Annotated in this window: 20 protein-coding genes and 1 tRNA gene; 8 read left to right on the forward strand and 13 right to left on the reverse strand. The window is 69.0% G+C overall.

Going from position 1 to position 22,939, the window contains the following annotated elements; translation table 11 throughout:
• Nucleotides 1-49: 49 nt before the first annotated feature.
• The 3 genes from MWN52_RS13015 to MWN52_RS13025 all read right to left on the reverse strand — a co-directional run bounded on the left by MWN52_RS13015 (nt 50) and on the right by MWN52_RS13025 (nt 2,745).
• Nucleotides 50-1,459, reverse strand: coding sequence for an XVIPCD domain-containing protein (locus tag MWN52_RS13015; protein WP_286574952.1), 1,410 nt, complete (start codon nt 1,457-1,459; stop codon nt 50-52).
• A complete protein-coding gene (locus MWN52_RS13020; RefSeq protein ID WP_130531802.1) occupies nt 1,456-2,130 on the reverse strand; it encodes a hypothetical protein in 675 nt (224 codons plus the stop codon). Before MWN52_RS13020 ends, MWN52_RS13015 begins: the two co-directional genes overlap by 4 nt.
• Before the next feature lie 183 nt (nt 2,131-2,313).
• On the reverse strand, nt 2,314-2,745 hold the full coding sequence (locus MWN52_RS13025; RefSeq protein ID WP_286574953.1) for an Lrp/AsnC family transcriptional regulator: 432 nt from the start codon (nt 2,743-2,745) through the stop codon (nt 2,314-2,316).
• Nucleotides 2,746-2,916: 171 nt separating this feature from the next.
• On the opposite strand from MWN52_RS13025, the gene MWN52_RS13030 reads away from it, so the two are divergent.
• The gene (locus MWN52_RS13030) at nt 2,917-4,416 is read left to right on the forward strand and encodes an aminotransferase class III-fold pyridoxal phosphate-dependent enzyme (RefSeq protein WP_286574954.1); all 1,500 of its coding nucleotides are present in this window, start codon (nt 2,917-2,919) and stop codon (nt 4,414-4,416) included.
• Between the two features lie 145 nt (nt 4,417-4,561).
• Here the strand turns inward: MWN52_RS13030 and MWN52_RS13035 are convergent, their stop codons facing one another.
• Both MWN52_RS13035 and MWN52_RS13040 read right to left on the reverse strand, forming a co-directional pair.
• Entirely contained in the window at nt 4,562-5,734 is a 1,173-nt protein-coding gene (locus tag MWN52_RS13035; protein ID WP_425608033.1) for a phytase, read from the reverse strand.
• Complete coding sequence (locus MWN52_RS13040) at nt 5,734-8,286, reverse strand: TonB-dependent receptor (RefSeq protein ID WP_425608034.1); 2,553 nt, start codon at nt 8,284-8,286, stop codon at nt 5,734-5,736. Before MWN52_RS13040 ends, MWN52_RS13035 begins: the two co-directional genes overlap by 1 nt.
• Before the next feature lie 197 nt (nt 8,287-8,483).
• On the opposite strand from MWN52_RS13040, the gene upp reads away from it, so the two are divergent.
• Together upp and MWN52_RS13050 are read left to right on the forward strand one after the other, a co-directional pair.
• Complete coding sequence (gene upp / locus MWN52_RS13045; protein WP_130521125.1) at nt 8,484-9,116, forward strand: uracil phosphoribosyltransferase; 633 nt, start codon at nt 8,484-8,486, stop codon at nt 9,114-9,116.
• A 617-nt stretch (nt 9,117-9,733) separates the two neighbouring features.
• Nucleotides 9,734-10,024 carry a PsiF family protein gene (locus MWN52_RS13050; protein ID WP_286574956.1) on the forward strand — a complete coding sequence of 97 codons (291 nt, stop codon included), beginning with the start codon at nt 9,734-9,736 and terminating at the stop codon, nt 10,022-10,024.
• 416 nt (nt 10,025-10,440) lie between these two features.
• Here the strand turns inward: MWN52_RS13050 and MWN52_RS13055 are convergent, their stop codons facing one another.
• The 6 genes from MWN52_RS13055 to rsmD all read right to left on the reverse strand — a co-directional run bounded on the left by MWN52_RS13055 (nt 10,441) and on the right by rsmD (nt 15,886).
• A complete protein-coding gene (locus MWN52_RS13055; protein WP_286574957.1) occupies nt 10,441-11,334 on the reverse strand; it encodes an MBL fold metallo-hydrolase in 894 nt (297 codons plus the stop codon).
• 104 nt (nt 11,335-11,438) lie between these two features.
• A complete protein-coding gene (gene ggt, locus MWN52_RS13060) occupies nt 11,439-13,148 on the reverse strand; it encodes a gamma-glutamyltransferase (RefSeq protein WP_286577740.1) in 1,710 nt (569 codons plus the stop codon).
• 43 nt (nt 13,149-13,191) lie between these two features.
• Nucleotides 13,192-13,440 carry a YfhL family 4Fe-4S dicluster ferredoxin gene (locus tag MWN52_RS13065; RefSeq protein WP_130521133.1) on the reverse strand — a complete coding sequence of 83 codons (249 nt, stop codon included), beginning with the start codon at nt 13,438-13,440 and terminating at the stop codon, nt 13,192-13,194.
• Between the two features lie 771 nt (nt 13,441-14,211).
• Nucleotides 14,212-14,709, reverse strand: a complete 498-nt coding sequence (locus tag MWN52_RS13070; RefSeq protein WP_130521157.1) for a hypothetical protein — start codon at nt 14,707-14,709, stop codon at nt 14,212-14,214.
• Nucleotides 14,710-14,737: 28 nt separating this feature from the next.
• Entirely contained in the window at nt 14,738-15,250 is a 513-nt protein-coding gene (gene coaD / locus MWN52_RS13075) for a pantetheine-phosphate adenylyltransferase (protein WP_130535592.1), read from the reverse strand.
• Nucleotides 15,251-15,298: 48 nt separating this feature from the next.
• A complete protein-coding gene (gene rsmD / locus MWN52_RS13080) occupies nt 15,299-15,886 on the reverse strand; it encodes a 16S rRNA (guanine(966)-N(2))-methyltransferase RsmD (RefSeq protein ID WP_286574958.1) in 588 nt (195 codons plus the stop codon).
• 393 nt (nt 15,887-16,279) lie between these two features.
• Between rsmD and htpG the strand changes: the two genes are divergently transcribed.
• The 4 genes from htpG (at nt 16,280) to MWN52_RS13100 (ending at nt 21,205) form a co-directional block, all read left to right on the forward strand.
• On the forward strand, nt 16,280-18,202 hold the full coding sequence (gene htpG / locus MWN52_RS13085; RefSeq protein WP_286574959.1) for a molecular chaperone HtpG: 1,923 nt from the start codon (nt 16,280-16,282) through the stop codon (nt 18,200-18,202).
• A 172-nt stretch (nt 18,203-18,374) separates the two neighbouring features.
• Nucleotides 18,375-19,769 carry a signal recognition particle-docking protein FtsY gene (gene ftsY / locus MWN52_RS13090; protein ID WP_286574960.1) on the forward strand — a complete coding sequence of 465 codons (1,395 nt, stop codon included), beginning with the start codon at nt 18,375-18,377 and terminating at the stop codon, nt 19,767-19,769.
• Between the two features lie 100 nt (nt 19,770-19,869).
• Nucleotides 19,870-20,925 (forward strand): A/G-specific adenine glycosylase, encoded by a 1,056-nt coding sequence (gene mutY / locus MWN52_RS13095; RefSeq protein WP_286574961.1) that lies wholly within the window; start codon nt 19,870-19,872, stop codon nt 20,923-20,925.
• Nucleotide 20,926: 1 nt separating this feature from the next.
• Complete coding sequence (locus tag MWN52_RS13100; RefSeq protein ID WP_286574962.1) at nt 20,927-21,205, forward strand: oxidative damage protection protein; 279 nt, start codon at nt 20,927-20,929, stop codon at nt 21,203-21,205.
• A gap of 3 nt (nt 21,206-21,208) precedes the next feature.
• On the opposite strand, the gene MWN52_RS13105 is transcribed toward MWN52_RS13100, so the two are convergent.
• On the reverse strand, nt 21,209-21,673 hold the full coding sequence (locus MWN52_RS13105; RefSeq protein ID WP_286574963.1) for a DUF6491 family protein: 465 nt from the start codon (nt 21,671-21,673) through the stop codon (nt 21,209-21,211).
• Between the two features lie 80 nt (nt 21,674-21,753).
• Nucleotides 21,754-22,233 (reverse strand): DUF6491 family protein, encoded by a 480-nt coding sequence (locus tag MWN52_RS13110; RefSeq protein WP_286574964.1) that lies wholly within the window; start codon nt 22,231-22,233, stop codon nt 21,754-21,756.
• A gap of 167 nt (nt 22,234-22,400) precedes the next feature.
• Between MWN52_RS13110 and MWN52_RS13115 the strand changes: the two genes are divergently transcribed.
• Nucleotides 22,401-22,476 (forward strand) — tRNA-Phe (locus MWN52_RS13115).
• Nucleotides 22,477-22,939: the final 463 nt, after the last annotated feature.

A 22,939-nucleotide genomic window follows, 5' to 3' on the forward strand; every position in this document is an offset into this window, starting at 1 on the left:
CGCCGTGGCGCAGGCTCGCCCCTGCGAAGGGGCGCCCGCGCCGGCGCGCTCAGCCCATCACCGGGCCCTGGACCACCGGATTGGCGCGCTCCTGTGCCTGCTGGCGCGCGTGCGACTGGGCGAGCTGGTCGGTAGCGAGCTGCCACTGCGCGGTGCTGGCCTCGACCGGGCGCTGCACGGCGCTGGCCACCTCCACCTGCGCCCGCTGCCGCGCCTCGGCCGGGCCGTTGGAGGCCTCCACGGCGAAGGCACGGCTGCCGTCCGGGCTCAGGCCCACCCGATCGATCGAGGACAGATGCGGGCTGGCGGCGGTCAGCGCCGCGGCCAGGCGCTCGCTGCTGCCATCGGGCGCGCGGCCCATGCCCTGATCGATCCGCGCGACCCCGGCGTAGGCCTGCTGGTAGCGGCCGTTCGCCGGGTGGCCCGGGTCGCGCATGTCGGGCAGCGGCACCGCGCCAGGCGCGAGCGAGGCGCCGTGCTGTCGATGCTGCTCCCGGCGCGCGGGCTCGCCCGCGGGCAGGGACGGCTCGATGAGTTCGCGGATCCGGTCGACGGCCGGACCGGGGCCTCGGAGCATCTCGCCAGCATCGCCCAACGCGCTCGCACCGCGGCGGATCGCCCGGACATCGCTCCGGTAGCTTTCGATCATGTGCTCGTGTTCGCGCGCCCGCGTCCGCGCCGCCGGATCGCTCAGCGCCGACACGTCGGGCTTGTAGTTGCCATCGACGTTGAGGAAGTTGTGCATCATGTGCGAGGTATTCACCGACGCCGCGATCGGGTTGTCAGGCGTCAGCGCATCGGCGATGACGCCATCCCGATAGCCGGATACGCGCAACTGCGTGATCTCCGAGGCCTTCGCATAGACGCGGACCTGCCCGTAGTGCGGACTGGCAGAACTGACCACGTCGGCCGCCATGACGTGATTGATGAACTTCGGCGTGGCTTCCTCTGGAATCCGCAGTCCCAGGCTTGCGGCGCCATAGGGGTTGAAGGCCTCGCCGCGCAGATCGAAGTGGTGCGCGGTGATCTGCGCGAGCGTGCCGCCGAGGGAGTGGCCCGTGACGGTGACTTCGGGCGCCTTTTCATGGCGTTTCTTCGCATCCACCTCGGCAAGGTCGAGCGCCCTGCCCGTCAATGCGATCGCGTCGGCAGCCTGCTGGTTCACCCGGCCGAAGACCATGCCGCCGTCAGTCAGCAAGCCATCTCTGAGCGGCTCCCGCGTGAACTCGGTTCCGCGATGCGCCACGATGATTTCGTGCGTATCTTCCCGCTGGAAGATGGTGCCTTGATAGCCCGATGGCTTGTCGACGTAGGCCAGAATCTTGTAATTCGTCCCATCCGGCATGGTGACCGACTTACCCACCAGCGAGGCGATATCGATCTCCTCATTACCCTTCTGGTCTCGGCCGTAGCTGAAATCCGCGAGATCGGCGTACTGCTGGCTCTGCATTCTCTTCATTTCGCGTCATCCTTGACTGGCGTAAATGTCACCGTGAACAGATCCTGGTCTTGAACCGACGGACCATAGTCCGATCGGCCGCCGCCCGTATCAGGATAGTCCTCGACCCCCTCTGCTTCAGGGTATGTAACCCTGTTGAAGTACACGTTCTCGGGCGAGCCGGCCAACAGCTTGTCGTCGGGAATACTCGGAATGAACAGCGTCTCGGCGTGCGCACCGGTGGCCTTCATATGCACCCGGAACTGGATCAGCTTCCAGTGGCAGACGCCGCGCCCCGTGTAGTCCTGATCGAGCATCTGGTCGGCGTAGACCGTTCCCACGTACTCGGTCTCGGAGATCTTCTGCAGCGGGATCTCCACGTCGTCGGTGGGCACCGGGGCGGTGCGGCCGCCGGGGTTGTCCTTGGGCGGACTCAGGCATTCCTTGTTGACCACGTCGTACTGCGCCAGCGCCTTCATCCAGGCGAAGGGACCCGGCGCATCCTTGATGGTCATGGTGATGCGATAGGCATCCTTGGGCGCGGGGTTGCGCGCGGACGCGACGGCTCCGCCGTGTTCGGCAGTCGAAGAGGTCACAGCATTCATATCGGTCCTTGAATCTGAAGGAGAACAGGCCGCCAGGGCGAACAACAGCGCGGGCGCGGCAAACAAGCGGGGCTGGGTGCGCGTCATGGGGTCCTTCCACGGGGGAATCGGCAAGCCTTGCCGGAATGGTCCCCAGCGCAGGCGAGCCTGTCAAATCGGGATGCAGTGCAAGAAACCGCGCGGCGATCGAACGCAATCCGGTCGAGTCGCCTCGCTGCGGGTGGCGCAACGAAACGAAAATCGCGCGGCAAGCGCCCGCAATCCAGGGCCTCAGCGCTCGAACTTGGTCGACAGCACGATCGAAGAGGTGGTGCGCTCGACGCCCTCGATCGCGCCGATGCGGTCGGTGAGCTCGTCCATCTCGCCCACCGTGGGCGCCATGCCAATGGCGATCAGATCGTGCGGGCCGCTGACCGAATGCAGCGCCCGCACCTGCGCCATCGCGCGCAGGGCATTGGTCACGGCGACCATCTGCTTGGGCCGCACGGTGATCAGGATGTGGGCACGGATATGGCCGTGTTCCACATCGTCGCGCAGGCGCACGGTGTAGCCGGCGATCAGGCCCTGGCGCTCGAGCCGTTCCAGCCGGCTCTGCGCGGTGGTGCGCGACACGCCCAGGCGGCGCGCCAGCTCGGCCACCGGCGCGCGCGCATCCTCGCGCAACAGGGCCAACAGGGCCTGATCGGGGGCGGATACCGTCATTGTGCACAGCTCCCTTCGTCGATACGACGAAAAAACCGGTGGATTCGCCAGGATCATACCTGTCGAATCGACGGTCGTTGCTTCAATAATGCAGGCATACCTGCGTTTCCCCTGGCGCCTTGCCCTGCTGCGCTGCGCCACGCCCGCCCGTTCGCCCCAGGAGACCTGCCGATGTCCGTGACCGCTCCCCTCGCCCCGCTGCGCGCCCGCGCCGGCACCCGCCTGACCGAAGGCCTGGACGAGGCCACCCTGTCGCGACTGGCCTCCGGCCATCCGGACCTGGGCCGCGCCATCGCCGCGGCCGCCGCGCAGTTCGCCGCGCTGGAGGACAGCTTCGATGCGCTGCTGGACCTGGACGAGGCCGAACAGGTCGCGCGCGTGCAGGAGGGTTACGTCAACTTCTACGCCGACGATGCGGTCAACCCCTACGTCGCCCTGGCGGCCTGCGGGCCGTGGGTGGTCACGCTGAAGGGCGCGGTGCTCTACGACGCCGGCGGCTACGGCATGATCGGCTTCGGCCACACGCCCGATGCGGTGCTGGCGGCCATGGCCCAGCCGCAGGCGATGGCCAACATCATGACGCCCAGCCTGTCGCAGCTGCGCTTCGATGCGGCGCTGCGCGCCGAGATCGGCCACACCCGCGCCGACGGCTGCCCGTATGCGAAGTTCCTGTGCCTGAACTCGGGCTCCGAATCGGTCGGCCTGGCCGCGCGCATCGCCGACATCAACGCCAAGCTGCTGACCGACCCGGGTGCGCGCCATGCCGGCGCCACGCTCAAGCGGGTGGTGATCAAGGGCAGCTTCCATGGCCGCACCGACCGGCCCGGGCTGTATTCGGATTCCAGCCGCAAGACCTATACCCAGCACCTGGCCAGCTACCGCGGCGAGGACTCGGTGATCGCCGTGCCGCCCTACGACGAGGCGGCGCTGCGCAAGGTGTTCGCCGACGCGGAGGCCAACGGCTGGTTCATCGAGGCGGTGTTCCTCGAGCCGGTGATGGGCGAAGGCGACCCGGGCCGCGCGCTGCCGCCGGCCTTCTACGCCGCCGCGCGCGAGCTCACCCGGGCCCACGGCAGCCTGCTGCTGGTCGACTCGATCCAGGCCGGCCTGCGCGCGCATGGCGTGCTGTCGGTGGTGGACTACCCGGGCTTCGAGGGCCTGGAGGCGCCGGACATGGAGACCTATTCCAAAGCGCTCAACGCCGCCCAGTACCCGCTGTCTGTGCTGGCGGTGACCGAGCACGCCGCCCGGCTGTATCGCAAGGGCGTGTACGGCAACACCATGACCAGCAATCCGCGCGCCCTGGAGACCGCCTGCGCCACGCTGGCCCTGCTCACCCCGCAGGTGCGCGAGAACATCCGCAGCCGCGGCGCGCAGGCGGTGGCCAAGCTGGAACAGCTCAAGGCCGAGCTGGGCGGGCTGATCACCAATGTGCAGGGCACCGGCCTGCTGTTCTCATGCGAGCTGGCGCCGCAGTTCAAGTGCTATGGCGCCGGGTCGATCGAGGAGTCGCTGCGCATGCGCGGGCTCAACGTGATCCACGGCGGCGCCAATTCGCTGCGCTTCACCCCGCACTTCCTCATCGACGCCGACGAACTGGACCTGCTGGTGTCGATGGTCGGCCAGGCCCTGCGCGAAGGATCGCGTCAGCAGCAGGCGCAGGCGGCCTGATCCGCCAGGCCCCAGGCAGCATGAAGGCCCGCGCGAGCGGGCCTTCTTGTTTGGCACTTCGCCGGATGGATCGGGACTTCTTTCGACTTTGACCTGAAGCCCCAGACCTGACGCTGCCCTCCGAAGAAAGCCGATACGACAGGAGCTAGGCCTTGCAGCCCGGCAGCGCCAGGGCCTTGGCGATGTCGCGCCAGTCGAACGCGGCCACCGCCTGGTCGTCGTGCAGCGCATAGAACGCGCCCTGCGGGAAGCGCGCATCGCCGCGCGCGTCCATCCACACCCCGTCGGTGTTGGCCGTGACCTGCCCGGCGAAGGCGCCCAGATGCCGCAGCGTCCTGCGATCGAACACATGGAACAGGCTGCGGTCCTTGAACTGGTCGGTGCCGATCCAGTAGCCGCTGCCGTCCGCGCAGGCCAGCAGCGCGATGCCCTCGGCCTGGGCCTTGTACAGGCCGGCGCCGATGTCGCGGCCGGTGTAGGTGCCATCGGAGAGCCGGTATTCGCGCAGGCGCGTGCCGGTAGGTACGTCCTCCTCGGCCAGCAGCAGGCGGTCGTTGTCCGCGTCGCCATAGACCGACTCGGCGATGCGGATCGCGCCCTCCTGCGCGGTGTCGCCGAAGGTCTGGCGCAGCGTCGCCTGCCACTGCCCGCCTTCGCGGCTGAGCTGGTAGCGACGGAAGCGCTGTCCGAGCTGCGCCAGCGGCGGCACGGTGTCCTCGTCGGCGCCCAGCATGTAGTTGTCGCTGACGATGACCTCGATGCCTTCGTCCTTGGGGTGCGCCCACAGGCCGTAGGGTTTCTTGAGCTCCTCGCTGCCGAACACCGCCACCGACTTGAAGTCCGGCAGCGAGAACGCCTGCACGCGGTGGTTGTCGCGTTCGACCACCAGCGCCAGATCGCCCACCACCGACACCCCATTGGGCCGATCCAGCTGGCCCGGCGCGGCGCCCTTGCCGGCGACGGTGCGCAGACGCTTGCCGGTGTCGCCGTCGAACACCACCAGCTCGCCGGTCTTTTTGGCGGTGGTGATGACCCAGCGCGCGCCATCCGGGGCGGCCCACACCGCCGGCGAATCCAGATTGTCCTGCGGCGTGGCGGCGGTGACGAAGGCCTCGGCCACCACCTGGTGCGGCACCTTGGCCGTGGCCAGCAGCGGATCGCCGGTGCCGGCCTCGTCGGGCTCGCGGTCGCTGGTCGCGGATGTGGCTGGCGGCGCGGACGCCGCGGGCGCTGCGACCGGCGCTCGATCGCAGGCCGACAACAGCGCGCACGCCAGCGCCAACGCGGCCGCGCCTCGCGGGAGATGCACGGCGGCCATCACAGCTTCACCTTCAGGCCGACCGCGAAGCTGCGGCCGTATTCCTCGAACTGCTGGGTATGGGCGCGATCGCCCTGGTAGCGCTCCAGCGGCTTGTCCAGCAGATTGGACGCATCGAAGAACAGCTGCACGCTGTCGCTCAGCTGCACGTCCAGGCCGAAGTCCAGCTGCGTATTGGGCGCCACGTAGATGTCGTACGGCGCCGAGGCGCCGAGCTCGTCCAGGTACGCGCTGCGGTACACCGCCGACACGCGCGCGGACACGCCGTACTTCTCGTAGCCCAGGTAGCCGCTGTACACGTGCCGGGATGCGCGCGGGAGCGTGAAGTCCTCACCCTGGCGCGTAGCTACGCCAGGATCGAAATCGGTGTCCAGCCAGGTGCCGCTGGCGCCGACCAGCAGGCCGTTCCAGCCCTCGGGCAGGAAGTCGAGCTGCTGCTGGTAGGTGAACTCGGCGCCCAGCACCTTGGCGTCATCGCCGTTGATGGCACGGGTGACGTCGAAGCCGGCATAGGCCGGATCGTTGTTGCTGACCGTGTCGACGATGTAGCCGTCGATCCACTTGCGGAACAGGCCCAATGAGACGATGCCGCTCTGCCCCAGATACTTCTCGAAGGACAGGTCCAGATTGGTCGATTCGTAAGGATCGAGGTCGGGATTGCCCAGCTCGACCCGCCCGTCGTCGCGGTCGATGGTCGCATGCGGCGCGATCTGGCCGAACCCGGGCCGCGAGACGGTCTTGTTCAACGCCGCGCGCAGCGTCCAGCCCTCCCCGCCGTCCCAGCGCAGATGCAGCCCCGGCAGCACGTTGGTGTAGCTGCGGTGGGCCTTCAGCGGCGTGGCGCTGAAGGTCCCGTCGTCCTGGATCTCGATACTGTTGCCGGTGGCGGTGAAGCTGGTGTTCTCCACGCGCACGCCGGCGATCGCGCGCAGCGCGCCGATGTCCCAGGTGCCCATGGCGTAGGCGGCCAGGATGTCTTCCCTGGAGGTGTAGTCCTCGGCCAGCGCGGCGACGGCGTTGCTGGCCACATCGCCGGCGGCGGCGCTGTAGCGCGCGCCGTTCTGCGCCCAGTAGGCGCGCATGGCCGAGGAGCTCAGCGCCTGGCCCAGGCTGTTGTGGCGATGCTCCGGCGCGGCGACCGTCCAGGTGGTCGGGTCGATGGCCGGGCCCTTCGATAGCTCGGGCTCGTTCTTGTCCACGTCGCGGTCGCGGAAGCGGCCCAGCAGACCCATCTTGTAGCTGGCGTGGTCGCCGTCGAAGCGCGCGTTGATCTTGGCGCTGACCTCCTTGTCGTCCGTGCTGCCCGGCGAGAGCACCCACTTGTTGAAGGCGTAGTTGGCGTTGTCGGCCCAGCGCTCGCTGGAGAAGTCGATGTCCGGCAAGCGGTCGGTCTGGTCGATGCTGGCCGTCAGCCCCTTCTTGGCGGCCTTGGTGATCTTGAAGCGGGCCTCCTGTTCGTCGGGCACGCGCTCCTCGGTCCTGGTGTAGCCGACCTGGTAGTCCAGCACCGCGCCGCTCAGCCGGTTCTCGCCGCCGAAGCTGGCGGCGGCGGTGTTCTCCTTCTTGGTGCGAAAGCGCACGCGCTTGCTCAGGTCGTCCACCGGCGCCAGATAGGTGCCGTCGCCCCGGGCCACGACGGTGTCCGGGTCGAAGTCGATGACGGTGTTCTGCCGGGTCTCGGCATCCTGGTAGTCGCTGTAGAGCGTGCGCAGGTAGTAGCGGTTGTCCGCGTCCGGGCGCCAGTCCAGGTTGAGGTTGGCGCCCCAACGCTTGCGCTCGATGAAGTACTTGCGCCGCTGCTGCTGGACCATGAACAGTTCTCCGCTGTCCAGCGCGTCGTACTCGCCCTCGGTGTTGTCCGACTCGAACTTGCGGTCCTGGTAGTTCAGGCCCAGCGCCACGCCGAACGTGTCGTCCGCGAAGCGCTCGCTGTAGTTGAAGGCGGCCCGCGGGCTGGTGTGCCCGCTGAGCTGCTGGTGGTCGGCTTCGATCCTGCCGCGCAGGCTGCGGCCGTCGCGGTCGAAGGCCGAGGCCGATTCGACCTCGATCGCCCCGCCGATCGAATCGCCCGGCATATCCGGTGTCGGCGACTTGACCACCTTCAGGCGTTCGGTCGAATCGGACGGGATCAGGTCCAGCGGCGTGGCGCGGTTGTCGCTTTCGGTCGTGCCGATGGCGATGCCGTCGATGGTGACGCTGTTGAGCGCCGCGTCCAGGCCGCGCACGACCACGTAGCGGCCCTCGCCCTGGTCGCGGGTCACGCTGACGCCGGGCAGGCGCGAGACCGATTCGGCCACGTTCTGGTCGGGATAGTCGCCCACGTCGTCCGCGGCGACCGCGTCGAGGATGGCGTTGCTGTCGCGCTTGAGGTCGATCGCGCGGACCTGCGCCTCCAGTTGGGGGCGCACCACCAGCCGGTCCAGCGTGGTGGCATCGGCCGCAGGCGCGGCCGCGGCCGGTGCGTCGGCGGCGGGACCTGCCAGCACGGGCGGGGCCGCCAGCGCGGTCAGCGTGAGCGAAATGGCGCAGGCAAGGCGATGGCGCGTCAGCACGGTGTGTCGTTCCCCAACGAACAAAGATGGGGCGGCACGGTATTGCGACGAGATTTCCGCACCGTGACACACGCGGCAAAGTGACGGAGCGGTCACCTTCCAGCACCCAGCGCCTGGGGGCCCCGACGCGCCCGCGACTGGGCCGGCACGCGGGCGATGCGGCACACTGGCCCGCCCGCCTTCGCTCACTGCCAGACATGAAAACCGTCGAAGTCCGTCACCCCCTGGTCCGCCACAAGATCGGCCTGCTGCGCGATGCGTCCTTGAGCACCAAGGGGTTCCGCGAGCTGGTCACCGAACTGGGCACGCTGCTGGCCTACGAGGCCACCGCCGACCTGCACACCGAGACCGAGACCATGCAGGGCTGGGCCGGCCCGGTGGAGGTGCAGAAGATCGCCGGCGCCAAGATCACCCTGGTGCCGATCCTGCGCGCGGGGCTGGGCATGCTGCCCGGCGTGCTGGCGCTGATCCCGGCCGCGCGCGTGAGCGTGGTCGGCCTGCAGCGCGACGAGGAGACCCTGCAGCCGGTGCCCTACTTCGAACGCCTCACCGGCCGCCTGGAGGAGCGCGATGCGCTGATCCTGGACCCGATGCTGGCCACCGGCGGCACCCTGATCGCCACCATCGACATGCTCAAGCGCGCCGGCGCGCGCCGCATCAAAGGCATCTTCCTGGTCGCCGCGCCCGAGGGCCTCAAGGCCCTGGAGGCCGCGCACCCGGACGTGGAGGTCTACACCGCCGCCATCGACGACCATCTCAACGAGAAGGGCTACATCCTGCCCGGCCTGGGCGACGCCGGCGACCGCATCTTCGGCACGCGGGTAGGCTGACCAGGAAGGCTGGAACGGTCTGTGGGAGTCACTGTCTCTCTCGATCAGGCCACGACCGCGTTGTAGAGCGGAGCTTGCTCCGCTGCTCTTCGTTCGGTTCCTGGGGAAAGCCCCAGCGGAGCAAGCTCCGCTCTACAGTCCGCTGCTCTTCGTTCGGTTCCTAGGGAAAGCCCCAGCGGAGCAAGCTCCGCTCTACAGTCCGCTGCTCTTCGTTCGGTTCGTGGGGAAAGCCCCAGCGGAGCAAGCTCCGCTCTACAGTTCGCTGCTCTTTGTTCGGTTCGTGGGGAAAGCCCCAGCGGAGCAAGCTCCGCTCTACAGTCCGCTGCTCTTTGTTCGGTTCGTGGGGAAAGCCACAGCGGAGCAAGCTCCGCTCTACAGTCCGCTGCTCTTCGTTCGGTTCCTGGGGAAAGCCACAGCGGAGCAAGCTCCGCTCTACAGTCAGCTGCTCTTCGTTCGGTTCGTGGGGAAAGCCCCAGCGGAGCAAGCTCCGCTCTACAGGTGGGGCTGAACGCCGCTCAGCCAGGCGGCGCCATGTCGCAGCGTTGCCACACATCGGCACGGGGGCCGGGCGTAGGATCCGCCCGCGTCACCCATCTTCCTTTTCGGAGAGCCACGCCATGACCCGTTCGATCCTGCTGGCCTGCGCGCTGCTGGCCGGCGCCGTGAGCGCCAACGCCCATGCCGCGCAGTCCAGTTCCCAGACCCGTATGGCCGAGTGCTCGGCCCAGAACAAGGGCAAGAAGGGCGAGGAGTACAAGGCGGCGCAGAAGGCCTGCCTGAGCGCCAAGCCGGCCGCCGCCGCCACGCCGCAGGAGCGCATGAAGTCCTGCAACGCCGACGCCTCGGCCAAGAAGCTCGCCGGCGACGCGCGCAAGACCTTCATGTCCAGCTGTCTCAAGAAGAGCTGAGCGCTCGCGCCCAAGCGGCGCGGACACCGCAGGCGCATCGTCCCGGCAATCGCAGGGACGATGCGAAGTCAGTGTGGGAGCAACTGTCTCCTCAAATCTCGCAGCGGCCCGCCTGTAGAGCGGAGCTTGTGGCAATCCCCTCTCGGGGACTCCGCTGCTCTTCGTTCGGCTCGTGGGAAAGGCCCCAGCCCCGCCTGTAGAGCGGAGCTTGCTCCGCTGCTCTTCGTTCGGTTCGTGGGGAGGCCCCAGCCCCGCCTGCAGAGCGCAGCTTGTGGCAATCCCCTCTTGGGGACTCCGCTGCTCTTCGTTCGGCTCGTGGGGAAGGCCCCAGCGGAGCGAGCTCCGCTCTACAGGTGGGGGCCAAACAACTCCCATCCATGTAGCTGGGGCTCCCACCGGGAGCGCCCGCTGGCAGCTCAGGCCGCCAGCGGCCTGGCGTGGAGTTCGGCCACCTCGTGCGTCGTGCCGAAGCGGCCCTGCGCGTCGCGGGTGACCTGGGCCAGGGCGCAGTCGGTGTCGTGGGTGAAGAACAGCCGCACCCCGCGCGCCAGCGCGTCGTCCAGGAAGGCGCGCTTCTCGTCGATCAGCAGTTCGGCATTGCGGTCGTAGCCCATCGTGATCGGCACGTGCACCCAGAAGCGCCCCGGGATCAGGTCGGCGCAGAATGTTACCCCGCCGTGCGCCTGCCCCTGCGCGTCGCGCTGCGGCCCGACGATCTCCGACAGCATCAGCCCCGGCGTGTGGCCGTCGCTGAAGGTGAAGCGCACTGTCTCGCCCAGCGCCCGCGCATGCGGGCCCTCCACCAGCTCCAGCCGGCCGCTGGCCTCCAGCAGCCCGGGCAGCTCGGGGATGAAACTGGCCCGGTCGCGCGGATGCGGCGCCCGCGCCCGCTGCCAGTGCGTCGCACCGACCACGAAGGTCGCCTTGGGAAACAGCAGCGCCGGCGCCTGGCCTTCCTGCCATGGCGCCAGCAGGCCGCCGGCATGGTCGAAGTGCAGGTGGCTCAGCACCACCACGTCGATGTCCTCGTGCGAGAAGCCGGCGCGCGCCAGGGAGTCGAGCAGCACATGCTCCGGCTCGACCACGCCGTAGCGCTCGCGCAGTTTCGGTTCGAAGAACGCGCCGATGCCGGTCTCGAACAGCACCGTCCTGCCGTCGAGGTCCTCGACCAGCAGCGCGCGGCAGGCCAGGGCGATGCGATTGCCCGCATCGGGCTCCACCCAGCGCGCCCACAGCGCGCGCGGCGCGTTGCCGAACATCGCCCCGCCATCGAGCTTCTGCGAATTGCCAAGGATCGACCAGAGTTTCATGCCTGCCTCCTCCCGAAGGCTGTGTTGCGCGGCGCCTTGCGCGCCGGAAGCGAAGAAGGCGACGCAGCCGCGTCGCCTTCCTCATCGCACGACGTTGCCGATCTTCAGGGCGTGGTCGTGGTCAGGATTTCCGCGGCGCCGACCGGATTGCGCGGGTCGCTGCCGCCGCTGAGGGTGTTGGTCTTGCGATCCCATTCCACCGTCTGCAGGTTGCCCCAGACGTGACTGGAGCCGCGACCGCCGGCGGCCTCGTCGCCGGGCTGTTCGACCTTGTGGCCCATCGCCTCCAGCGCCTTGATCGTCTCCGGCGAGAAGGTGCCGGTCTCGGCGTCGATGACGTCCGGCAGCCACTGGTGGTGGTAGCGCGGCAGCGCGGCGACCTGCTGCGCGCTCAGCCCATCGTCGTAGCCCAGGATGCCCAACATCACCATGGTGATGATGCGGCTGCCGCCCGGCGTGCCGAGCACGATGGTCTTGTCGGCGTTCTCCATGAAGGTCGGCGTCATCGAGCTCAGCGGGCGCTTGCCCGGCTTGGGCGCGTTGGCCTCGTAGCCCATCACGCCGAAGGCGTTGGGCGTGCCGGGCTTGAGCGCGAAGTCGTCCATCTCGTCGTTGAGCAGCACGCCGGTGCCCTTGGGGATTAGGCCCGAGCCGTACAGCAGGTTGACCGTCTGGGTCGCGCCGACGCGGTTGCCCTGGGCGTCGATGATCGAGAAGTGCGTGGTCTCGTCGTCTTCCAGCGGCGTCGGGTTGCCCGAGAGCAGGTCGCTGGGCGTGGCCTTGTCCGGGTTGATGGTCGAACGCAGCCCCAGCGCGTAGTCCTTGCTCAGCAGGACCTTCTGCGGAATGGTGGTGAAGTCCGGATCGCCCAGGAAGAAGGTGCGGTCGCGGTAGGCGCGGCGCATGGCCTCGACCACCAGGTGGGCGCGGTGGGCCGGGTCCATCGCCTTGAGGTCGTAGCCCTCGACGATCTGCAGCATCTCGGCCAGCGCGATGCCGCCGGAGGACGGCGGCGGCACGGTGGTGATCTTCCAGCCCTTGTAGTCGAACTGGATCGGCACGCGCGTCTTGACCTGGTAGCCGGCCAGTTCCTGCGCCGTCCACTGCCCGCCGGCGGCCTTGACCCCGGCCAGCAGCTTCTTGGCCGTCTCGCCCTTGTAGAAGCCGTCGCGGCCCTTCTCGGCCAGCAGGGTCAGGGTGTGGGCCAGTTCGGGCTGCTTGAAGATGTCCCCGGTCTGGATCGGCTTGCCGCCGCGCAGATAGACCTCGCGCGTGCCGGGGTACTTCTCCATTTCCTTGGCGCGCTGGGCATAGCCGCGGGCCATGCGGTCATAGACCGGGAAGCCCTCGGTGGCGATGCGGATGGCCGGCGCCAGCGACTGCTTGAGCGGCAGCTTGCCGTGCTTCTCGGCCAGTTCCACCAGCGCCGCCGGCAGGCCGGGGATGCCGGCCGACCAGGGGCCGTTGATCGACTTGGACTGGTCGAGCTTGCCGTCCTTGTCCAGGTACTTGTCCGGCGAGGCCGACTCGGGCGCGGTCTCGCGCGCGTCGATCATCGTGTCCTGGCCGGTGGCTGCATCGTGCAGCAGGAAGAAGCCGCCGCCGCCCAGCCCCGAGCTGATCGGCTCGACCACGCCCAGCGTGGAGGACACCGCCACCGCCGCGTCGAAGGCATTGCCGCCCTCGCGGATGATCTCCAGGCCGGCCTCGGTGGCCAGCTTGTGGCCCGAGGCGATCGCCGCGCCGGGAGGATGGGTGACCTGCTGCGCGCTGGCAGCGACCGGCAAGAGGACCGTCAGGGCGACGGCGAACAGGCTCGAACGTTTCACGCGCTCTCCAAAGGGTTGAGGAATCGGATCATTCACCCTGCAGGCGCTGGAGCTTGGCCAGCAGGTCCTCCCGGCTTTCAGGATACGCCGGGTCGGGATCGATGCACTCCACCGGGCACACCACCACGCACTGAGGCTCGTCGAAATGGCCCACGCATTCGGTGCAGCGCGCCGGGTCGATGACATAGATCTCCTCGCCCATCGCGATGGCCTGATTGGGACAGGCCGGCTCGCAGACGTCGCAGTTGACGCACAGGGAGTTGATCTTCAGCGACATGGAAGGCGATGGGGCGCGGCGGGCACGCAGCGATGGGGAACCCGCATTATCGCCCAGGGCCGCCCCCAGGCCGCGCCGCGGACCGCAGTGCACCATCCCGCTGACGACACACTGGCGCACCGCCCCTCCCCTTGCGCAGCAGGGGGAGGCCGGGAGGGGGTTGGATCAGATCGCGGCCCGCTTCGACGCAGGCACGAAAAACAACCGCAAAGGCAAAAGCTGGATTCCCGCCTTCGCGGGAATGACGAAATGGGTGTTCCCGCCGTCGTGACGGACTTGCACGCCGGCCCGCCACGCACCGCCAGCCCGCCCCTTCAACCCTCAGCTCACAAAGCTCCGCCCCTCCCCTTGCGCAGCAGGGGGAGGCTGGGAGGGGGTTGGATCAAATCGCGGCCCGCTTCGGCGCAGGCACGAAAAACAACCGCAAAGGCAAAAGCTGGATTCCCGCCTTCGCGGGAATGACGAAATGGGTGTTCCCGCCGTCGTGACGAACTTGCACGCCGGCCCGCCACGCTCCGCCAGCCCGCCCGGTCAACCCTCAGCTCGCAACGCTCCGCCCCTCCCCTTGCGAAGCAGGGGGAGGCTGGGAGGGGGTTGGCTCAGATCGCGGCCCGCTCGAACGCAAGCACGCAGAACAACCGCAAAGGCAACGCTGGCGCCACGCTTTGGCGCCGACGACGGCACCCATGCCCCGCCAAAAGCAAAAGAGGAGGCATCGCCTCCTCCGCTACCGAAAAACGCGGCCGTGCCAGGCACGGCCGCGCCATGAGGTCACTTCGCTTCGACGAACACGTAGTCCGCGCCGGACGGCGCAACCGCCGCCTTGACGCGGTCGTTGTCGGCCGCGGCGCCGACGAACAGCACGCGCGCGCCCTTGAACGAGCCGGCCGCGGCCTTGCCGAAGGAGGCCACGATCAGGTCGGCCATCTTGGCGCTGACCGGCGAGCCGAAGGCCACCATGTTGCCGGAGGTCACGCCGCGCTGGGCGGCATTGCTGACCTGCTCGGCCAGGCGGTCGTACTTGCCCTGGAAGTCCGGGTCGGTCTCGGCCGGCAGGTAGTACATGATCGGCGGGTTGGAGATGTTGCCCATGTTGCGCGGCACGACGTCCTGCAGGTACTTCTTCCACGCGGCATCGTCGCTGGTGGTCGGCGCGGTCATCGCGGCGGCCTCGGCCGGCTGCGCGGGCGCGTCTTCCTTCTTGCACGCGGCCAGGGTCAGGCTCATGCCCAGGCAGGCGGCCAGGAGCAGGCGGTTGGTGGACTTCATGGTGCAGCCTCCGGTTGGATCGTTCGGTTCAAGGGGCGGGGGAAAGCGAAGCGCGGCGCACGTCCTGCAGCGCCTTGGCGACCGAGGCCGGCACGAAGCCGGACACGTCGCCGCCCAGGCGCGCCACTTCGCGCACCAGGGTCGAGGAAATGAAGCCGTATTGCTCGGCCGGGGTCATGAACAGCGTTTCCACGTCGGGAATCAGATGCCGGTTCATGCTGGCCATCTGGAACTCGTACTCGAAGTCGGACACCGCGCGCAGCCCGCGCAGCAGCACCCGGCCGCCGACCTGGGCGACGAAATCGGCCAGCAGGCTGTCGAAGCCGATCACCTCCACGTGCCGGTGATGGGCCGTGGCGGCGCGCGCCAGGTCCACGCGCTGCTCCAGCGGCAGCGCCGGCCCTTTCTTCTGGCTGGCGGCCACGCCGATGACCAGGCGCTCGAACAACGGCGCGGCGCGGTCGATCAGGTCCAGGTGACCGTTGGTGATCGGATCGAAGGTGCCCGGATAGACCGCCGTCCGGATGGGCGACACGCTCATGCTGCAAAACCCGTGGAAATTCGCGGGCCGAGTGTAGCAGCGCTCCTTTCAGCCCGGCGCACGCGCCAGCGCATAGCGCACCTGGCGGGTCTGGCCCTCGCGATGCAGGACGAAGCCGGGCGGCAGCGCCGGCGCCTGCTCGAGCGGGGCCTCCAGGTACAGCCAGGCGCCGGGCGCGAGCAGCCGTGGCAGGCGTTCCAGCACGCGCGCATGCAGCCCGTCGGCGAACGGCGGGTCGAGGAAGGCGATCTGGAAGCCCCCGTCCGGCTGCCCCTCCAGCCAGGCCAAGGCATCGCCCTGCACCACCTGGGCGATACCGTCGGCTTGCAGTCTTGTCACCGTCTGCGCCAGCTGGCGCGCCGCGGCCGGGTCGCGTTCGACCAGCACCGCGCCGGCCGCCCCGCGCGAGAGCGCCTCCAGCCCCAGCGCGCCGGTGCCGGCGAACAGGTCCAGCACCCGCGCCCCGGCCAGCTGGCCGGTCAGCCAGTTGAACAGGGTCTCGCGCACCCGGTCGCTGCTGGGCCGCAGGCCGGCCACGTCCGGCACGGCCAGGCGCGTGTTGCGCCAGCGCCCACCGACGATGCGCACCTGGCCGGCGCCGGCGTTGCGGGACGAGGGAGGGGGCGGTCGGGACATGGCGCGGCGCGGACGACGGGGCTGGCGATGATGGGGAAAACCGGGGCCGGAGTGCAATTTCGCCCATTGGCCGTGCCCCTGGTGGGAGCCGCCATGGCGGCGATGGGCTCTACCGGTGAAGCCCATCGCCGCCATTGGCCAAAAAGGCCACAAGGGCGGCTACCACCTGTAGAGCGGAGCTTGCTCCGCTGGGGCCTTTCCCACCATCCGAACGAAGGGCAGCGGAGCAAGCTCCGCTCTACAGGCGGGCCGCTGCGAGATTTGAGGGACAGTTGCTCCTGCGAAAACCGGACCCGCAATGGCTTGCCCATCTTGAAATCCGCCCTCGCGCCCACACCCGAAGAAGCCATCGGCGGCCGATCAGGCCGGTCCCACCACGGAGCAAGACGACCCATGACCACCGACACCCATCCGGAGACCCACAAGGAAACCCGCGGCTTCCAGACCGAGGTCAAGCAGCTGCTGCAGCTGATGATCCACTCGCTGTACTCCAACAAGGAGATCTTCCTGCGCGAGCTGGTCTCCAACGCCGCCGACGCGGCCGACAAGCTGCGCTTCGAGGCGCTGACCGATGCCTCCCTGCTGGAAGGCGACGGCAGCGACCTGCGCATCCGCATCTCCTTCGACAAGGACGCGCGCACGGTCACCATCGAGGACAACGGCATCGGCATGAGCCGCGATGAGGCCATCGCGCACCTGGGCACCATCGCCAAGTCCGGCACGGCCGATTTCCTCAAGAACCTCTCCGGCGACCAGAAGAAGGACGCCAACCTGATCGGCCAGTTCGGCGTGGGCTTCTATTCGGCCTTCATCGTGGCCGACCAGGTCGACGTCTACAGCCGCCGCGCCGGCCTGCCGGCCAGCGAGGGCGTGCACTGGTCGTCCAGGGGCGAGGGCGACTTCGAGGTCGCCACGATCGACAAGCCGCAGCGCGGCACCACCATCGTGCTGCACCTGAAGGAAGGCGAGGAAGGCTTCGCCGACGGCTGGCGCCTGCGCGGCATCGTCAAGAAGTACTCCGACCACATCGCCCTGCCGGTCGAACTGCTCAAGGAGCAGCCCGCCCCGGCCGAAGGCGAGGCCCCGGCCGCGCCCGAGTGGGAGGCGGTCAACCGCGCCAGCGCGCTGTGGACCCGGCCCAAGTCGGAGGTGACCGACGCCGAGTACCAGGAGTTCTACAAGCACATCGCCCACGACCACGCCGACGCGCTGGCCTGGAGCCACAACAAGGTGGAGGGCAAGCTCGAGTACACCTCGCTGCTGTACACGCCCTCGCGCGCGCCGTACGACCTGTACCACCGCGACGCGGCCAAGGGCCTCAAGCTGTACGTGCAGCGCGTCTACATCATGGACCAGGCCGACCAGTTCCTGCCGCTGTATCTGCGCTTCATCAAGGGCGTGGTGGACTCCTCCGACCTGCCGCTCAATGTCTCGCGCGAGATCCTGCAGAAGGGCCCGGTGATCGACTCGATGAAGTCGGCCCTGACCAAGCGCGCGCTGGACATGCTGGAGAAGCTGTCCAAGGACAAGCCCGAGGATTACGCCAGGTTCTGGAAGGAGTTCGGCCAGGTCCTGAAGGAGGGCCCCTCGGAGGACTACGCCAACCGCGAGAAGATCGCCGGCCTGCTGCGCTTCGCCTCGACCAAGTCCGGCACCGACGCCCAGGACGTGGCGCTGGCCGACTACGTGGCACGCATGGTCGAAGGCCAGGACAAGCTGTACTACCTGACCGGCGAGAGCTTCGCCGCGGTCAAGGACAGCCCGCACCTGGAGGTGTTCCGCAAGAAGGGCATCGAGGTGCTGCTGCTGACCGACCGCATCGACGAGTGGCTGATGAGCTACCTGACCGAGTTCGACGGCAAGTCCTTCGTCGATGTCGCCCGCGGCGACCTGGACCTGGGCGCGCTGGAGTCCGAGGAAGACAAGAAGGCCCAGGAGCAGATCGCCAAGGACAAGGAGCAGCTGGTCGCGCGCCTGAAGCAGGCGCTGGGCGAGGACGTGTCCGAGGTGCGCGTGTCGCATCGCCTGACCGATTCGCCGGCGATCCTGGCCATCGGCGAGGGCGACCTGGGCCTGCAGATGCGCCAGATCCTGGAAGCCAGCGGGCAGAAGGTGCCCGAGGGCAAGCCGGTGTTCGAGTTCAACCCGGGCCATCCCCTGATCGAGCGCCTGGATGCGGAAAGCGACGAGGAACGCTTCGGCGACCTGAGCCGCGTGCTGTTCGACCAGGCCGCGCTGGCCGCGGGCGACAGCCTCAAGGACCCGGCCGGCTACGTGCGCCGCCTCAACAAGCTCCTGCTCGACCTGTCCCGCTGACCCACAAGCCCCAAGCGTTTGAGCCCCTCTCCCCCCGGGAGAGGGGTTGGGGTGAGGGCACGACCAGCCCGCGCAAGCCCGCACCTTCCTCGCGACATCCCCCGCACACCAGGCCTTCCAGACCCCGGTGTTAGCATCTGCGCCCTCATTTTTCGCATTACCAAGGCTGCACATGGTCAGTTTCTTCCGCCGCAAGAAGCCGCAGGACGCAGCGTCCGCCCAGGACGGCAGCACCCGCCGCTACAGCGTGGAAGAGCTGGCCGCCGCCTTCCCCGAGGCGCGCCCGGCCACCTCCGATGCCGCCGACGCGGCTGCCGCGCTCGAACAGGCGCGCGAAGTCGCCGACACCCTGCAGGCCGCCGAGCCCGAGCCCGCGCCCGCACCCGAGCCCCAGCGCTTCGCGCCCGCCGCGCCGGCCCTGCCCGACGTCGTCGTGCCCGGCCCATCGCCACGGCAGCTGATCGATACGCCGGTTCCCGCCGCACCGGTGGCCGACGCGCCCGTCGCGGTCGCCGCCCCGCCCGCGCCCGCGCCGGCTCCCACACCTGCGGCACCGATCGCGCCGCCGCCCGTCGAAGCGCCGGTTCCCGCGCCCGACGCCGCGCCCCGCCCCACCTCCATCGACAAGCCCGCCGCCGCCCCCGGCAAAACCGGCTGGCGCGAACGCCTGCGTGGCAGCGCCTTCGCGCGCAGCTTCGGCGGCCTGTTCTCGCGCAACCCCAAGCTCGACGACGACCTGCTCGACGAAATCGAGACCGCGCTGATCACCGCCGACGTCGGCGTGACCGCCACCACCGCCCTGGTCGAATCCCTGCGCAAGCGCATGAAGGCGCGCGAGTTCGCCGATGCCAACGCGCTGCTGGCCGCCCTGCGCGCCGAGCTGATCGCCATCCTCCGGCCGGTCGCCGTGCCGCTGGCGATCGACCGCGACGCCAAGCCCTTCGTGGTGCTGACCGTGGGCGTCAACGGCGTCGGCAAGACCACCACCATCGGCAAGCTGGCCAAGCGCTTCAAGGACGACGGCTTCAGCCTGATGCTGGCCGCCGGCGACACCTTCCGCGCCGCCGCCGTGGCCCAACTGCAGGCCTGGGGCGAACGCAACGGCGTGACGGTCGTGGCCCAGGGCCAGAACGCCGACGCGGCCTCGGTGGCCTTCGACGCGCTGCAGGCCGGCAAGGCGCGCGGCACCCAGGTGCTGATCGCCGACACCGCCGGCCGCCTGCACACCCAGACCGGCCTGATGAACGAGCTGGGCAAGATCCGCCGCGTGCTCGGCAAGGTCGATGCCAGCGCGCCGCACGAGGTGCTGATGGTGATCGACGGCACCACCGGCCAGAACGCGCTCTCGCAGCTGCGCCAGTTCCATGCGGCCGTGGGCGTGACCGGCCTGGTGGTGACCAAGCTCGACGGCACCGCCAAGGGCGGCGTGGTGTTCGCCCTCGCCCGCGAGTTCAACATCCCGATCCGCTACGCCGGCATCGGCGAACGCCCGGAGGACCTGCGCGTGTTCGACGCCGAAGCCTTCGTCGACGCCCTGCTGCCTGAAGCCCTGGGCAGCGCCGCCTAATCGCAGTGCACTTGTAGAGCCGAGCTCGCTCGGCTGGGGGCTGTCCGGTAGAACCCCAGCCGAGCAAGCTCGGCTCTACGAACCGCCGCTGAGCGCCAGCATGAGCCAGCCCATCGACACCTTCGCCACTCCGCTCCTGACCTGGTTCGACCAGCACGGCCGCCACGATCTGCCCTGGCAGCATCCGCGCACGCCGTACCGCGTATGGCTGTCGGAGATCATGCTGCAGCAGACCCAGGTGCGCGTGGTCATTCCGTATTTCGAGCGCTTCCTGCAGGCGTTTCCCACGCTGCCGGATCTGGCCGCCGCAAGCTCGGACGAGGTGATGGCGCAGTGGGCGGGACTTGGCTACTACGCCCGCGCCCGCAACCTGCATGCCGCCGCCAAGCGCTGTGTCGAACTTCACGGCGGCGAGCTGCCGCGCGACTTCGAGGCCTTGCACGCCCTGCCCGGCATCGGCCGCAGCACCGCCGGCGCCATCCTCAGCCAGGCCTGGAACGACCGCTTCGCCATCATGGACGGCAACGTCAAGCGCGTGCTGTCGCGCGTGCACGGCATCGCCGGCTGGCCGGGCCTGCCGGCCATCGAGAAGCGGCTGTGGGCGCTGGCAGTCGAACACGTCCAGCACGTGCCGCAGGGTCGGCTGGCCGATTACACCCAGGCGCAGATGGACTTCGGCGCCACGCTGTGCACGCGCGCCAATCCGGCCTGCCTGTTGTGTCCGGTCTCGCCGCAGTGCGTCGCCTTCCGCGATGGCCTCACCGAGGCGCTGCCCACGCCCAAGCCCGGCAAGCCGCTGCCCGAGCGCAGTGCGGTGATGCTGATGGCCTTCGACGCGCAGGGCCGCGTGCTGCTGCAGCGCAGGCCGCCGGTGGGCATCTGGTCCGGCCTGTGGTCGCTGCCGCAGGCCGACGACACCGGCGCCGCGCGCGCCTGGTTCGACGCGCACCTGGCCGGCGACTTCGACGCCGCCGACGAACTGCCCGACACCCCGCACACCTTCACCCATTACCGCCTGCACATGCAGCCGCTGCGCTGGAAGCGCCTGTCGCCGCGCGATGCGGTGGGCGACAATGCGGACCTGCGTTGGGTTGCCCCGGCCGAACTGACCACGCTGGGCCTGCCTGCGCCCATCCGCAAACTCCTGGATGCCTGACATGCCCCGCACCGTGTTCTGCCAGTACGAGAAGAAAGATACCGAAGGCCTGGACTTCGTCCCCTACCCGGGCGAGCTGGGACAGCAGGTGTTCGCCCATATCGGCAAGGCCGGCTGGGCCGCGTGGCTGGCGCACCAGACCATGCTGATCAACGAGAACCGCCTCTCGCCGCGCACGCCCAAGGACCGCGCCTTTCTCGAAGCCGAGCTGCGCAAGTTCCTGTTCGGCGGCGAGGCCGAGAAGCCCGCCGGCTACGTCGCGCCCGACCCGCAGGCCTGAGCCTCAGCTGCCGGCGTCGGCGGCCTCGCGTTCGGCCAGCCTCGCCTCGCGCAGCGCCTGTTCCGAGGCGCGGATGGCCTGGGTGTCGAGCCTGCGGATGCTCTGGATCCGGCAGCTGACGTGGAAGCCGCCCGGGCGGTCGATGACCGTCACCCGATCCATGCCCGCCGACACCTGCCCGAGCAGGTTGGTGATCAGGATCGTGGTCGCGTTGTTCAGCCCGTTGCAGCTGTTGCCCAGATCCAGCAGATAGGCCTCGTTGGGGCGGGTCCAGACCGCCACGGCCTCATCCCCCAGCGCGGTCCAGCCGATCAGGCGGTCCGCATTGCTCAGGTCCTTCTGCGGCGCGCCGGCGTGGGCGCGGTACAGCGCCAGGCGCTGGCTGTCGCTCAGCCCGGTGGTGGCGCAGCCGGCCACCAGCAGCGCGGCCGCCAGCGCCAGCGTCGGCAGGGATGTCCATCGGCTCATGGCGGATCTCCTTCTTGCGTGGCGGATGCCAAGGGTCGATCAGAGCGCCGAACGCGCAAGCGCGCCGTGACGGCCGCCGGTCATTGGTTGCCCGCCGGCGGCGTGCCGGCCTGGCGTTCGGCCGCGTTGGCCTGGCGCAGCTGCTTCTGCGCCTGCCGCAGGGCCTTGACGTCCAGCGGCCGGATCTCGGCGATCCGGCACGGCATGCGGAAGCTGTTCTGCAGCCCGCCCAGCACCAGCACGTCGTCGAACTTCGCGTAGACCCGGCCGCCCTGGTTGGTCACGGTGATGGCCGGCGCCGAATCCAGATCGACGCAACGCCCTGTCAGCTCCAGCAGGTAGGCCTCGCTGGGCCGGGCCCACACCGCCAGCGCGGCATCGCCCAGCGGCGACCAGCCGTTGAGCTGGCCGAAGACGGTGAAGCTCTTGACCGGCTCGCCGGCGTGGGCCCGGTACAGCGCCAGTTCCTGCGCATCGGTCAGCCCGGTGGTGGCGCAGCCCGCGCCGAGGGCGGCCAGCAGGCCGGCGGCGAGCAGGCGGGCGAATCGCGGACGTTGCATGCGGCGTCTCCGGTGGCGAACCGTGTCGGGGACAGCGATGATGCACCCGGCCCCGCCGGGCCGGCACGGCCGCGCGGCGACACGTTCAGTGATCAGGCGTCTTGCCGGATCGGGAATCCATCCGTATCATGCGCGCCTCGCTTCGGCTCGGCCGCAAGTGCAGCACTGGCCGGGTAGCTCAGTTGGTAGAGCAAGGGATTGAAAATCCCTGTGTCGGGGGTTCGATTCCCTCCCCGGCCACCACTTTGGTGGCACGAAAGCCAGTAGCGTCAAAGGTTTAGGTCGAACACCACCTACCTCTTACCTTCTCCATGATCCCCCTAACTTTCGCGACACGTCTACTCCGGGAACTGCGCCGGCGTGAGGCTCACCCCATGAGCGCTAGTAGGGCATTGGACTTCATAGCCAGCCATGTCTGATCGAAGCCACGATCTGGAGTGAGGAAGGCTTTGAGGCCTACAGCTTCCATGCCGCCCGTCCCGCCCAGGACTATCTGCGCTTTGCGGCAATGTCGATCAAGGCAATGACCGCGAATTCCATTCCCTGCGGACGGCCATCTCCAACTTGAGGCAAGTCTGCGGAATGGTGTTTCGCCTGCAACTCTGTCCAAAGTCATCGATCAAGCGCTGGAACTGGTAAGGCCACCATCTTTCCTACGGCCGTAGAACCGAGCTTGAGGGAAGATCTCCACGAAAACTTGGCACCA

The sequence above is a fragment of the Pseudoxanthomonas winnipegensis genome (assembly GCF_030322905.1).
GTDB lineage: Bacteria > Pseudomonadota > Gammaproteobacteria > Xanthomonadales > Xanthomonadaceae > Pseudoxanthomonas_A > Pseudoxanthomonas_A winnipegensis.

Bases quoted from the DNA above. Each gene is read 5' to 3' on its own strand.
- MWN52_RS13105 (WP_286574963.1), bottom strand. From the start codon at position 21,673: ATGAGCCGATGGACATCCCTGCCGACGCTGGCGCTGGCGGCCGCGCTG.
- mutY (WP_286574961.1), top strand. From the start codon at position 19,870: ATGAGCCAGCCCATCGACACCTTCGCCACTCCGCTCCTGACCTGGTTC.
- MWN52_RS13015 (WP_286574952.1), bottom strand. From the start codon at position 1,459: ATGAAGAGAATGCAGAGCCAGCAGTACGCCGATCTCGCGGATTTCAGC.
- rsmD (WP_286574958.1), bottom strand. From the start codon at position 15,886: ATGTCCCGACCGCCCCCTCCCTCGTCCCGCAACGCCGGCGCCGGCCAG.
- htpG (WP_286574959.1), top strand. From the start codon at position 16,280: ATGACCACCGACACCCATCCGGAGACCCACAAGGAAACCCGCGGCTTC.
- MWN52_RS13050 (WP_286574956.1), top strand. From the start codon at position 9,734: ATGACCCGTTCGATCCTGCTGGCCTGCGCGCTGCTGGCCGGCGCCGTG.
- ftsY (WP_286574960.1), top strand. From the start codon at position 18,375: ATGGTCAGTTTCTTCCGCCGCAAGAAGCCGCAGGACGCAGCGTCCGCC.
- MWN52_RS13025 (WP_286574953.1), bottom strand. From the start codon at position 2,745: ATGACGGTATCCGCCCCCGATCAGGCCCTGTTGGCCCTGTTGCGCGAG.
- MWN52_RS13055 (WP_286574957.1), bottom strand. From the start codon at position 11,334: ATGAAACTCTGGTCGATCCTTGGCAATTCGCAGAAGCTCGATGGCGGG.
- MWN52_RS13035 (WP_425608033.1), bottom strand. From the start codon at position 5,734: ATGGCCGCCGTGCATCTCCCGCGAGGCGCGGCCGCGTTGGCGCTGGCG.
- coaD (WP_130535592.1), bottom strand. From the start codon at position 15,250: ATGAGCGTGTCGCCCATCCGGACGGCGGTCTATCCGGGCACCTTCGAT.
- MWN52_RS13110 (WP_286574964.1), bottom strand. From the start codon at position 22,233: ATGCAACGTCCGCGATTCGCCCGCCTGCTCGCCGCCGGCCTGCTGGCC.
- MWN52_RS13100 (WP_286574962.1), top strand. From the start codon at position 20,927: ATGCCCCGCACCGTGTTCTGCCAGTACGAGAAGAAAGATACCGAAGGC.
- upp (WP_130521125.1), top strand. From the start codon at position 8,484: ATGAAAACCGTCGAAGTCCGTCACCCCCTGGTCCGCCACAAGATCGGC.
- MWN52_RS13070 (WP_130521157.1), bottom strand. From the start codon at position 14,709: ATGAAGTCCACCAACCGCCTGCTCCTGGCCGCCTGCCTGGGCATGAGC.
- MWN52_RS13065 (WP_130521133.1), bottom strand. From the start codon at position 13,440: ATGTCGCTGAAGATCAACTCCCTGTGCGTCAACTGCGACGTCTGCGAG.
- MWN52_RS13020 (WP_130531802.1), bottom strand. From the start codon at position 2,130: ATGACGCGCACCCAGCCCCGCTTGTTTGCCGCGCCCGCGCTGTTGTTC.
- MWN52_RS13030 (WP_286574954.1), top strand. From the start codon at position 2,917: ATGTCCGTGACCGCTCCCCTCGCCCCGCTGCGCGCCCGCGCCGGCACC.